This is a genomic window from Maricaulis sp., from assembly GCF_034670125.1.
In the GTDB taxonomy this organism is placed as follows: domain Bacteria; phylum Pseudomonadota; class Alphaproteobacteria; order Caulobacterales; family Maricaulaceae; genus Maricaulis.
Map to the genome: position 1 here is coordinate 74,665 of NZ_JAXMOC010000009.1, position 12,018 is coordinate 86,682.

Sequence of the window (12,018 nt, forward strand, 5' to 3'; positions counted from 1 at the left end):
CCCCGGTTTCCGATCCGGACATTCGGAAACCAAGTATTAGCCCATTTCTGCCATGCTCAGGCCATAGAGGGGTCGATCATAACGACCACGCGGGGGTGTTGGAGGAATGCATGGGCTACAGCCTTTCCATGCTGCTCAGCGCAGCGACCGTGACCGCCGGCGGATTGACCGCCTCCGCTTTCAGCCTGACCCAGGGACAGACTGACCAGGCCATCGCCTTTGGCTGGCCGGCCATTGCCGTTGCCTTTGTGGTGGTGATGCTGGCCCCGACCGGGCGCCGGGGCCGCAAGGCCCGCGACAATCAGGACGAACGCGGCGTGAAATAGGGCTCGTAAAGATCGGGCCGCCGATCCCGGAAAAAGCCCCAGGCGGCGCGATGGCGCTGCAGGTAGTCCAGATCGAACTCACCGATCACAAGGCCGGCTTCCGACCGGCCCAACTCGCTGACCTTCTCGCCGGTATGGCTGGCTGCGAAGGACGAGCCATAAAATACCTGCCCCCCCTCATCGCCGATCCGGTTCGCGGCAATCACCGGAATCACGTTTGACACCGCATGACCCTGCATTGCCCTTTGCCAGCGCGCCGCCGTGTCGAGGCTGTCATCATGCGGTTCCGATCCGATCGCTGTCGGATAGAGCAGCACCTCGGCGCCCAGCATCGTCATTGCGCGCGCCGCTTCCGGGAACCACTGGTCCCAGCAGATACCAACGCCAATCCTGCCAAATCTCGTGTCCCAGACCTTGAAGCCGGTGTTGCCGGGCCGGAAATAGAACTTCTCCATATAGCCCGGCCCGTCGGGGATATGGCTCTTGCGGTAGACCCCGAGGGCCGAACCGTCGGCGTCCAGCATGACCAGAGAATTGTAGTAGTGCGGCCCCTCGCGCTCATAGATCGAGACCGGAATGACCACGCCCAGCTCGGCCGCCAGCGGCTGCAGCGCGGTGACGCACGGATGCTCCAACGCCGGATAGGCCGTCGCAAAGAAGGATTCGTCCTGGACCTTGCAGAAATACGGCCCCTGGAAGAGTTCCGGCGGCAGGATGACCTGCGCACCCTGGCTCGCAGCTTCGCGCACCAGTGTGCTCACGGTGGCGATATTGGCGGTCATGTCAGACCCGAAAGCGGCCTGCAGGCCGGCGACCTTGAGTGTGCGTGCCATCGCGCTCAGTCCTCTTCGAAACGGTCGAGCCAGCTGCCCGCCCCGTTGCCCGTGCGTAGATCCATAACCGTCGGCCACAGCCACCAGGCCGGCCGGTTGTCGGAATTCCAGAGCGCTACAAAAGCGAAACCCGTCTCCGGTTCAAGCACGATCTGCGCGCCATAGCCGGACAGATAGCCTGAGTGCAGGACCAGGGTGCGTCCTTCCCAGTCATAGATGCGCCAACCCAGCCCGTACCAGGTCTGGTCGACGCGCTGGCGCAGATCGCCCAGCCGGCGGGTCTCCCGCAGGGTCACCGTCAGCGGCGCATGGATCCGGCCGCGCACACTGTCGGACAAGCCGGGCCGGGTGCCCAGATGCAATTGCGCCCAGACGATCATGTCATCAAGCGACAGGTTGAGCCCGGAGGCCGAGGGAATTCGGTCATAGGGCGTCGCCGGGTCACCGGGAATATTGATCAACCGCCGCCAGCCACTGTGCGGCCTGGCCCAGGAGGGCGACGCTGTCAGCGCCGCCGAGCCGACCGAGGCGGCCGGCAGGCCAAGCGGCTCGAGCAGGCGGGATCGCAAAGTCAGGGAAAAGTCCTCGCCCGTCGCTTCGGCAACCACGGTCTCGAGCGCCGAGAAGGCGATGTTCTGATAGGTATAACAATCGCCGACCGGACACAGAAGATCGACCGAAGCCAGCCGGGTCCGGATACGGGCCGGAGACTGGCCGGCCTCGAGGTCAAGGTCATAGGCATTGGGTGGCAGACCGGTTCGGTGGCTGGCGATTTCCTCAAGCGTGGGCTGCCGGCTGCCCTGCAGGCGCAGGACATCGCCAGGCACCGGCGCCGCCAGATCGATCACCCCCTCCGCCTCAAGCATGCCAAGAAGGGTGCCGGTGAAGGTTTTGGAGACCGAGGCGGCGCGAAACAGGGTCTCCCGCGTCACCGCATCGCCGCTGCCGGCCGACGTCTCGCCATGGGTATAGACGAAAACCGGCTCGCCCTGCTCGATCACCGCCGCGACAAGACCGACAATGCGCCGGTCAGACATGGCCCTGTCGAGACGCGCTTCGAGGCTGTCGAGATACGGGTAGGCCGCCCGCGGATCCGCCAGACCGGATGGCGCCGCCGCGGCGGTCAGCGGCTCAGGCCCCTGTGCGCCCGCGAGGGCAGACAGGGTCAGGCTGAAAGCGGCGGTCAGAACGGTTCGGATCAATCCTTACTCTCCGGCTTGGTGACAGGTCACACAGTGAAATGCCCCTCCGCCGGTGAGTATGGCACGCGATGCAACGCCGACCACCTCATGCCGCGGGAAAATATCACGCAAGGCCGCAACAGCGGCATCGCCTGCCGCCCGATCATAGACCGGGACAACGACATGGCGGGGCCCGATGACCCAGTTCATGTGGCTGGCCGGCACTATATCGCCATCGCCGAGATCAACCCGGCCCGGTGACGGGATGCGCCGGACGTCCAGACGGCGGCCGCGGGCGTCCGTCATCCCGGCCAGTTGGGCCGCAATGGCGTCCAGCGCTTCGGCCTGGGGATCATCATCGCCCCACGGGCTCTGGCAGACCACCACGCCGGGTGCGGCGAAGCGGGCAATATTGTCGACATGGCCATCCGTGTGGTCGGCCAGCAGGCCTTCGTCGATCCACAATACTTTCCCGACGCCGAGTGCCTCTTTCAGCACGGCTTCGACCTCGGCTTCGCTGCGGCCCGGATTGCGATTGCTGTTGAGCAGGCACTGGCGGGTGGTCAACACGGCGCCCTCGCCGTCAAACTCCAGAGCGCCGCCTTCCGCGACCAGATCGACGCGGCGTTCGGTGGCGCCGGCCAGCTTGGCGATGACGCCGCCAATCGTATCGTCGCCCGGCAGCTCATACTTGCCGCCCCAGCCATTGAAGCGGAAACGAACCGCCACCGCCTCGCCGCCATCACGCAGGAAGACAGGACCCGTGTCACGGGCCCAGACATCGCCGAACGGGGCGCGGACGACCGTTGCCCGGTCGCCGAGGGCCCGCTTGGCAGACGCCTCGGCCTGGTCGGTCGCCGCCAGAATGATCAGGTCCAGTGTCACACCCGCCGCCGACGGCGCGGTCACGGCCTTCAGGAAGGCACCGAACTCGGTCTGTGCCGGTTCCAGATTCTCCTCCCACAAATCGGCAGCGGACGGCCAACAGGTGAACAGGCGGGACTGGCGGGCGGTTTCGTGGGGCAGGGTCTTCGTCATGGCCGCGCATCTATCATGCAGCCAAGACCTTGGCGAGCCGCAAAAAGGCCGGGGCGTGGCGGCAAAAAAGAAGGGCGGCCCGAGAGCCGCCCTTCCAATCATTTCGTGAGTTACCGGTCGATTAGAACTGGTAGCGCACGCCGAACTGGACCTGCCAGACCGAAGACGTGGAAACACGCGATTCGGAGGCCGCATCACCGCGGAAGTCGTCATACAGGTAGGCACCGGAAACCGGGTCTATATTGTCGATCTCGACGACCGGCTGGAAGTACTCGTAGCCGACCTGCTCGAATCGACCCCAGTTTTCGTTCAGCAGGTTACCGAAGTTCTCGATGTCCATGTAGAAGACACCGCGAGCCGCGGCCGGGAAGAAGGCCGGGATTTCCTGCTGGAAGCGCATGTCGACACGGGTCGACCACGGGCTGTCAAAACCGTTACGCGGAGCAATTTCGCCCGCATAATTGATCAGGCCGGTACGCTGCAGGTACTCGTTGAACCCGGTGATGTCGAAGCCCGCAGTGTAGTTGATGAGCGGGTCAGACGTCAGCGTCACATTGCCCGTGCCATCGGTCATCGGCACGTAGAGCAGCGTTCCCTCATCGTCAGCGGCACTCTCGTGAATACCGAACGGCGACTGGTTGCGATACTGGTTCGCATTGCCGTTCGAGTAGTCATAGGTGTAGCTGAAGTGACGGCCGGAACGGTGGTTCACGAACATCTCGACGCGGGTCTCATAGTCTTCGTAGAAGGCGTGAGACCAACCCAGACGCAGCTTGAAGTCATGCTGGATTTCATAGTTGGACGTCGAAACGCGGGCGTTCTGGCGGTCAAACGATGCGTAATCCGAGTAGTTCGACGTTGCCGTCGACGACGTTCCGGAGTGGGCATCTTCGACATTCTGGTTGGTATAGCCGAACCAGAAGCTGATCGCGTTGTCGAAGTCTTTTTCGACTTCGAACGACCAGATATCGGACTGACCCAAGTCAACACTCGTCAGGACGATGTCCTGGCGGTCGGTGTTGCAGTTGTAGATCGGGCGTCCGTCGACCGGCGACGTTCCGTTTGCCGGGCAGTTGGCATCATACCAGAACGGCGCATTGGCCTGCTCGTCGTGGAGGTATTCCACGGTGAACATCCAGTCGTTGCTGTCGAACATGTCGAACATCACGTCCGCACCCAGCGAGGCACGGAGTGTCGACGGAATGTCGAAACCCGGAGCGATCGCATTGACCGAACCGTCGCCGGCCGTCAGGGCACCCTGGGCACCAGCGGGGACATTGTAGGCGTCCACATTGGTGATCGGGCCCGGCACGAAGACGCTGTCGATGTTGACGCCGTTGTTCGAGTAGGTGTTGGAAATCCAGACCAGCGGGTTACCGCCCGAGAAGCGGCCGATACCACCGCGCAGGGTGACGCCCGTGACCGAGAAGTCAGCGAAGCTGGCATCATAGGTGAACGGAGCTTCATAGTTGAACGAGGCCCGCGGCATGATCACGTCAAGACCATCGATGGTGCCGGCGTTGCTGTAACCGTAACGGCCAAGGAAGTTGGCGTTGGCGGTCGGAGCATCGTCGGTGGAGTAGCGATCATAACGAACACCGAACGCCACCGTCAGGCGGTCGCTGACATCGATTTCGTCTTGCAGGTAAAGGGTATCGAGCGTGAAGGAGAATGCAGCTGCACCATCGTTTTCGTCGTTGGTGACTGCGTTCTGGTAAAACAGGCTGTCAGCAACCTGGTTCCGGAAATCATTGACGGAACCGAAGTCATAGGAGCCTTCCGAACCCGGAACGAAGAGATTGAAGATGTCCTGGGTACGACGCTCATAGCCGCCAGAGATGACGTGGTTGTCGTAGACATACTCGCCGCGCAGCTTGAACTGGAAGGTTTCATTGGCCAGCGCATTGGCGTGACGGAAGAAATCCGGGCCGACCGACACAACGCTGCCGCTTGCCAGCTCGATATCCATCTGGGCGAAATCGGAACCGTCTACCGAGTCCTGACCGGTGTCCTGGGTGGACTGGGAGATGGTCAGCTCGGTGGAGAAGTTGTCAGACCAATCAGAGAAGACCTGCAGGGACAGGGTCTCTGTGGCTTCGGAACGATTGTACCAGGTCGACGGCGTGCCGAGGTCCGCACGGTCAGAACGCTCCTGGACCGAGCCACCATCATTGGTGTTGTAGGTCAGCTTGGCGCGATGATCTTCGTTGATGTTCCAGTCGAGCGAGATCAGCAGCTTCTCGTCGAGGCTGCCGAGGCTGGCATCCGGGAAGTTGGTCAGGTTGAGACCATAGACCGTATTACCGATATTGATGATTTCATCGATGTCAGCCTGAGTGATGCCGCTGCGCTCATTCAGGGCACCTGAGCCTAGCGGACCATTGAACAGCGGCTGTGCGCGCTCGAATTCTTCGTAAGACACGAAGAAGAACAGACGGTCTTCGATGATCGGGCCGGACAGCCAGCCACCGCGGGTCTCTTCGGCAAATTCGCTGAAATTGATGGCGCGGCCGCGGCTGCTGTCACCAATCAGGCTGTCATCCGTGCGGAAGTAGTAGAGCGAGCCGTGAAGGTCGTTCTCGCCCGAACGGGTCACGGCGTTGATCGTGCCGCCGGTGAAACCACCATACTGGACGTCAAACGGAGCGATCTCGACCGAGAGAGCCGCCAGGGCGTCGATCGAAACCGGACCGCGGTTCTCGGACGGGAAGCCCGAGGAGTTCAGGCCGAACAGGTCATTCTGCGCAACACCGTCCACGGTGAAGGAGTTGTAACGGTTGTTCGAGCCAGCCAGCGAGATGGCGTCAGAGTTTTCCGGGTCGAGATTGGCGAAAGTGCTCAGGCGAGCCACGTCGCGCGGGTCGCGCGAGATCGACGGCAGGCCGTTGATGTCGTCAGCGGTGAAACGCGCCGACGGGCCGGTTTCGATATCGGTGAACATGCTGGCGGAAGCGGTGACGACGATCACGTCTGCGGCACCGGACGTCAGAACGATCGGCAGGTTGGCCGGGGCGCCGAGCGCGAGGTAGACATCCTCGACCATCTGGCTGCCATAGCCGGCTGCATCGACACGGACCGTGTAAGGACCGCCGACGCGCAGGTCGCGGGCATTGAAGCCACCGTTGGCGGTCGTCGTCACGCGAGACACGGAGCCGGACGGCACGTGCGTGACGACAACGGATGCACCGGAGACCGGTGCACCGTCAGCGCTGACGGTGCCGCGGACACCACCAGTGGTCTCCTGCGCGTAAACAGCAGCCGGAGCCGCGGCCAGCAGGGCGATGGCCGCCGTGCCGAGAGAAAGTTTCTTAGTAAAAGACATTGATCATGTCCCCCGATAAACCGAAGAGCGAGGAGTGAGTTCCCCGAGCGAAGCAAGCGCCGTCTACGCCGGGCGGCCGAACTTTCCAAGACACCAGCGCGAAGCTTTTGTGACAGTCGCCGCTTCGAGGACCGCCATCAACACCCTTCGCGAACGCAACAAACCGCAAGATATGTGTGTGCAGCCGCACAAAACCTCAAAATCCGCGACGTTTGCAGATTTCGGACGAAGAATTTTATCCCCACGGCTCTTTACGGTCGGAGTCGAAAAGCGCATAGCCTGCGGCGAAAATGTAACACTTTTAGGCAGCCTTCCGGACCCATCATGCCCGAGTCACCCACTGCTTCTCCGCTGAGTCGGGACACCTGGACGCGCGCCGCGATCGCCCTGATCATCGGCTTCGCGGTCCTGCGCATTATCGCGCTGGCGATCAGCCCCGTGTCCCTCTACCAGGACGAGTCCCAATACTGGGTCTGGTCGCGCCATTTCGATTGGGGCTACTACTCCAAGCCGCCGATGATCGCCTGGCTGATCAGCCTGTCGACCGGCCTGCTGGGCGACAGCGATTTCGCGATCCGGCTGCCGGCGACCCTGCTGCATACCGGAACCGCGATTTTCCTGATGCTGAGCGCCCGCCAGCTTTGGGATGAACGCAGCGGATTCTGGGCCGCCGCCCTCTATCTCACCATGCCCGCGATCTGGGTGTCCGGCGTTGTGATCTCTACAGATGCCGTGCTTTTCCTGGCCTGGTCGGGCGGTTTGTATGCCTTGCTCCGCTTGCGCGCGGATGGGGGCTGGGGTGCCGCGGCCGGACTCGGCCTGGCCCTCGGATTCGGGTTCCTGTCCAAATACGCGATGATCTATTTCCTGGTCTCGACCGCACTGGCGATCGTGTTTGACGCGCCGGCTCGGCGGGCCTTGCTGGGCCTGCGCGGTGCCGCGACCCTCGCCATCTTCCTCGCGCTGCTGGCTCCCAACCTGGCCTGGAACGCGGCCCATGATTTCGCGACGGTCACGCATACCGCCGCCAATGCCAATTGGGGTGGCGAGCTGTTCCATCCGGGCGAACTGTTCGAATTCCTGATCGCCCAGCCCGGTGTCTTCGGACCGGTCACTTTCGGCGTGCTCGTGACCCTGTTCGGCCTCACCCTCGGAAAATTCCTGCGTGCCGCCCCGGACCAGCGGCTCCTGGTGCTCTACGCCTTGCCGCCGCTGGCCGTCGTTGCGGTGCAGGCCTTCATTTCCCGCGCCCATGCCAACTGGGCCGCCGCGACCTATGTCGCGGGAACCTTGCTCGTAGTCGGGTTCTTGTTGCGCGGTGCAACATGGCGTCGCTGGGCCCTGTTCGGTTCGATCGGCCTGCACACGGTGATCGGCCTGACAATCATCACCCTGGCGGCCAGCCCGGCGCTGGTCGTTGCCGTCGGCGCGGAAAACGCGACCAAGCGAATCCGGGCCTGGGACGTCACCGCCGAACAGATCATCGCCGCGGCCGAGGCGGACGACTATGCGATGATCGTGTTCGACGACCGCAATGCCTTCCACCAGATGCAGCGCTACGCGCCGCAGCTGGAAGGCCGCATGGCGATGTGGTTGCGGTTCGCCGGACCGTCCAATCACGCCGAAGATGTCTGGCCGCTGTCCGAAGGGCAGGCCGGACGTCTGCTGGTGATCTCCAACCGGCCTCGCGAAGTGCCGCGAATGCGTGAGGATTTCGACGTCTTCGAGCCCGTCGGCCGCCTCGCCATTCCACTCGATGGCACCTACACGCGCGACTTCACGCTCTGGCAAGCCGAGGGTTATCAGCGGGTCGAGCGTGACGAGGCCTACGAGATCCGCTGGCAGGCGCATGACGAAGCCGACAGGACAACCCCGCTGCGCGGTTACAGCGGCGAAGGGCGGTAACGGCCTTCCGGCAGACCCAGTGCCAGCGTCAGGTTTTGCATGGCCTGAACGGCGGCGCCCTTGAGCAGGTTGTCGAGCACGCTGACCACGACCAGTTGGTGGCCGTCCCCGCCAAGGCCGAAACCACCCACCACCGCGCCGGGTTGGCGGGCGCCGTCCCGGACTTCTGGAATATCGGCGGTGACCCGCACCAGCGGTTCGCCGGCATAGGCGTGCTCGTACACCCCGCGCACCGCGTCTGGCGTCATCGGCGATTGCAGCGTCAGGTGCGTGGTCGCGACAATGCCGCGAAAAAAGGCCGCGACATGCGGCGTGAAACGTACCGTCGCGCCGGTGTGACGCGTCATCTCCTGTTCGTGCAGATGGCCGGTCAGCGCATAGGGCATGAGATTGTCGGCGAGGGCCTCGACGTCATTCTTGCGGGATGGCGCGGTGCCGGCGCCGGAATATCCGGACACGCCGAACACATGCGCTTCACCGGCCAGACGACCGCGAACCGGGGCGATCGCCAATTGGCCCGCCGTCGCATAACAGCCCGGATTGGCGATCCGCCGGGCAGCGGTGAGGCCGTCCCGGCCGTAAATCTCCGGCAGGCCATAGGTCCAGGACGCGTCGAAGCGATAGTCAGCCGACAGGTCAACGATCACGGTATCCTCGGCGATGGCGGCCACGAAGGGGGCTGCGGCTCCGTTCGGCAGGGCGAGAATAACCGCGTCCACATCGCGCGCACTGACTGCGTCCGGGGTCAGGGCTTCAAATTCGAGACCAGTGGTGATTTCCGGCGCCATCTCCGCGACCGGGCGACCGGCCCATTCGCGCGAGCTGGCAAAGGCCAGCTCCAGATCCCCGCGCGCCCCGATCAGGCGCAAGAGCTCCCGTCCGGTATGGCCGCGCGCACCGACCAGACCGACACGGCGGACGGTCATTGCGGCGCCTCCAGGGTCGGCGGCAGGGAGAAGGCTCTTTCCACCACAGCGGCCACTTCGACCGGACCCATCTCGCCGCGCCAGAACACGGTCCACTCGTCACGCCGCACCGCGCCGTCACACTCCTCGAAATAAAAGCCATTGACCGGATTGCTGGTACGCGAGCGCCAGATCAGTCGCGGCGCATAGTCGACCAGACGGTTCCACACTGTCCGGCCGAGCCCTTCCCCACGGGCCTCGTCGAGCACCGCAAACTTGTCCAGATAGATCCAGCCGTCCAGACGTGTGGTGATCGCCGCGGCGCGGTAGCTCTCGGTAACAAAGGCCCGGTCGATGTCCAGGCGGTCCCAATAGCCAGCAACCGCCCGTCGCCCGAACGCCGCCCTGACCAGCTCGTCCAGACGGCCGATATCGAGGGTCGACTTGTCGGAAGTGGTGACAATCCGCTCGCCGCGGCGGATCAGCGTGCCCGACCCGGCATGGGTGAACAGCTCGCGCGCCAGTTCGGCCGGCCGGGTGATCGATACCGATGAAGAGAGCGGCAGGTCATCGAGGAGACGCTTGATCTCCTCCAGCTTCAGGCGCATCCCGCCATTGACCCAGTCAGCCTGCATCAGATCACCGAAATCGGTCGCCAGGTTGATCGAGGACAGGATGTCGCCATCCTCGTCCAGAAGCCCGCCGGTGCCGGTCAGGAAGACCACCTTGTAGGGCTGCAGGGCGTGGACCAGCGCCCGCACGGCGACATCGGCATTGATATTGACCAGCGTGCCGTCCGGCGTTTCGCCGAGGCAGGCGAGGATCGCGGCCTGCCCGGCCCGCGCCGCCGAACCCACCAGATCGAGATGGATATGGCTCGGCTCGCCGACCCGGCCCAGCCGTTCAACGTCGACAAGATCGGCCTCGAACACCCCGCGCGGAACTGCGGCGGCGCGTCCGCCGGCATCACGGATCGCGTCGACCAGGGCCAAATTGGCCTGGGTCAGCGTGTCCCGGATGATCGGGATCGCCTTGTCGCGGGTGACCCGCAACCCATCGACGCGCTCGGTCGGGATCTCGGCGGCTTCCAGCGCCGCATCGAGCTGCGGACCGCCGCCATGAACGACGACCGGTGTCAGCCCGACCGTCTGCAGGAAGGCCAGCGCCGATGCGAGCCCGTTCAGGTCGTCGCGGATGACCGCGCCACCGACCTTGATGACCGCAAAGCGCTCCTGGTCGATGCCGGAAAAGCGGTGCAGGTATTCACGGATCTCCTTGCCGTCGCGCATGTGCGACAGCAATTGGACGATGGTCTGGCGGACACCCGGTGCGTTCGGATTCATTCCGACCCTCCCGGTTGTGAGGCGAGCGCTTCCATCACCGCCATCTGTACCGGCAGGCGATTGGCCGCCTCCTCGATGCCCATGAAGGCGGGACTGTCGACCACCGCGTCAGCGATCTTCACATTGCGGCGCATCGGCAGGCAGTGACTGACGACGGCGTTATTGGTCAGCGCCATCTTCTCCGGCGTGATCATGAAACCGGCACCCTTGGCCCGGAGCGGGGCTTCCTCGCCCCAATTGCCGTAAAACGGCAGCGCGCCCCAGCTCTTGGCATAGACCACATCGGCGCCGTCATAGGCGGCCTCGACATCGGTCGTCAGCCTCACCGAACCCCCGCCCTCGGCGGTAAAGCGTTCGGCCGCCGACATGTAGCGCTCGTCCAGACGATAGGCCTCATCGGGCACCAGGATGCGGACATTGGCGCCGAATTTGGAGGCGATCAGCAGGGATGAATTGGCCACCGCCGTATTGAGCGGCTTGGGATGCGGCACCCAGGTCAGAAGATAGGTCTTGTCGGCGATCGGCCCCATCCGCTCCTGCAGGGCGAGCATGTGGGCCAGCTCCTGACAGGGATGGACGATGGTCTCCATGTTGATGACCGGCACGGTGGCGTGCTTTGCGAACGCCTCGATCAGCGGATCCTCGCGCTCGGACTGCCAGTCCTTGAATTCGGGGAAGCAGCGAATGGCGATCAGGTCGACATAGGAGGACAGCACCCGCGCGGCCTCGCGCACATGCTCTTCCTTGTCCCCATCCATCACCGCGCCCTCACCGAACTCCATCGGCCAGGTCGCGCCCTTGGCGTCGAGCACGATGGCATGACCGCCCAAGCGCTGCGTGCCGATATCGAAGGAGGTCCGCGTCCGCAGCGACGGGTTGAAGAAAACCAGCGCCACCGACTTGCCTTCGAGTGATCGGCTGACCGTGCCGGACTTGAAAGCGCTGGCTCGGTCGACCAGGCCCTGAAGTTCGTTGCGGGTCCAATCTGCGGTCGAAAGGAAATGGCGCATGTCCGGTCCTTGCTGGCGGTTTGAGGGGTAAATCTGTGCGCAGGCCAAGCGGCGCGCCCGCACTCTCTAGGACATCCGTGCACGCGGCGCACGGAAAAATCCAGCCTCGGGACCTGTCAGGCCGGATGCGGGAGTGGAAATTGCAGCCGGTGTGT

General features: G+C 63.8%; 9 protein-coding genes. 2 read left to right on the forward strand and 7 right to left on the reverse strand.

What is annotated here, in order from left to right; translation table 11 throughout:
* The first annotated feature begins 110 nt into the window (after nt 1-110).
* Nucleotides 111-326, forward strand: coding sequence for a hypothetical protein (locus tag VOI18_RS13890; RefSeq protein WP_323763016.1), 216 nt, complete (start codon nt 111-113; stop codon nt 324-326).
* Here the strand turns inward: VOI18_RS13890 and aguB are convergent.
* The 4 genes from aguB to VOI18_RS13910 form a co-directional block, all read right to left on the reverse strand.
* A complete protein-coding gene (gene aguB, locus VOI18_RS13895; protein ID WP_323763017.1) occupies nt 302-1,159 on the reverse strand; it encodes an N-carbamoylputrescine amidase in 858 nt (285 codons plus the stop codon). The genes VOI18_RS13890 and aguB overlap by 25 nt on opposite strands.
* Nucleotides 1,160-1,164: 5 nt before the next feature.
* Nucleotides 1,165-2,361: a serine hydrolase domain-containing protein gene (locus tag VOI18_RS13900; protein WP_323763018.1), complete on the reverse strand. Its 1,197-nt coding sequence runs from the start codon at nt 2,359-2,361 to the stop codon at nt 1,165-1,167.
* Nucleotides 2,362-2,364: 3 nt separating this feature from the next.
* Nucleotides 2,365-3,378 carry an agmatine deiminase family protein gene (locus VOI18_RS13905; protein ID WP_323763019.1) on the reverse strand — a complete coding sequence of 338 codons (1,014 nt, stop codon included), beginning with the start codon at nt 3,376-3,378 and terminating at the stop codon, nt 2,365-2,367.
* A gap of 121 nt (nt 3,379-3,499) precedes the next feature.
* A complete protein-coding gene (locus tag VOI18_RS13910; RefSeq protein ID WP_323763020.1) occupies nt 3,500-6,700 on the reverse strand; it encodes a TonB-dependent receptor in 3,201 nt (1,066 codons plus the stop codon).
* A 324-nt stretch (nt 6,701-7,024) separates the two neighbouring features.
* Between VOI18_RS13910 and VOI18_RS13915 the strand changes: the two genes are divergently transcribed.
* Nucleotides 7,025-8,605 (forward strand): ArnT family glycosyltransferase, encoded by a 1,581-nt coding sequence (locus tag VOI18_RS13915; RefSeq protein WP_323763021.1) that lies wholly within the window; start codon nt 7,025-7,027, stop codon nt 8,603-8,605.
* On the opposite strand, the gene argC is transcribed toward VOI18_RS13915, so the two are convergent.
* From argC to VOI18_RS13930, 3 genes are read right to left on the reverse strand one after another with little or no spacing between them, the layout of a single operon-like run.
* Complete coding sequence (argC, locus tag VOI18_RS13920; RefSeq protein ID WP_323763022.1) at nt 8,584-9,531, reverse strand: N-acetyl-gamma-glutamyl-phosphate reductase; 948 nt, start codon at nt 9,529-9,531, stop codon at nt 8,584-8,586. The two genes, VOI18_RS13915 and argC, sit on opposite strands and share 22 nt — an antisense overlap.
* Complete coding sequence (locus tag VOI18_RS13925) at nt 9,528-10,853, reverse strand: acetylglutamate kinase (RefSeq protein WP_323763023.1); 1,326 nt, start codon at nt 10,851-10,853, stop codon at nt 9,528-9,530. The genes argC and VOI18_RS13925 overlap by 4 nt, the downstream gene beginning before the upstream one ends.
* Nucleotides 10,850-11,863, reverse strand: a complete 1,014-nt coding sequence (locus tag VOI18_RS13930) for an N-acetylornithine carbamoyltransferase (RefSeq protein ID WP_323763024.1) — start codon at nt 11,861-11,863, stop codon at nt 10,850-10,852. The genes VOI18_RS13925 and VOI18_RS13930 overlap by 4 nt, the downstream gene beginning before the upstream one ends.
* Between the last annotated feature and the right edge of the window lie 155 nt (nt 11,864-12,018).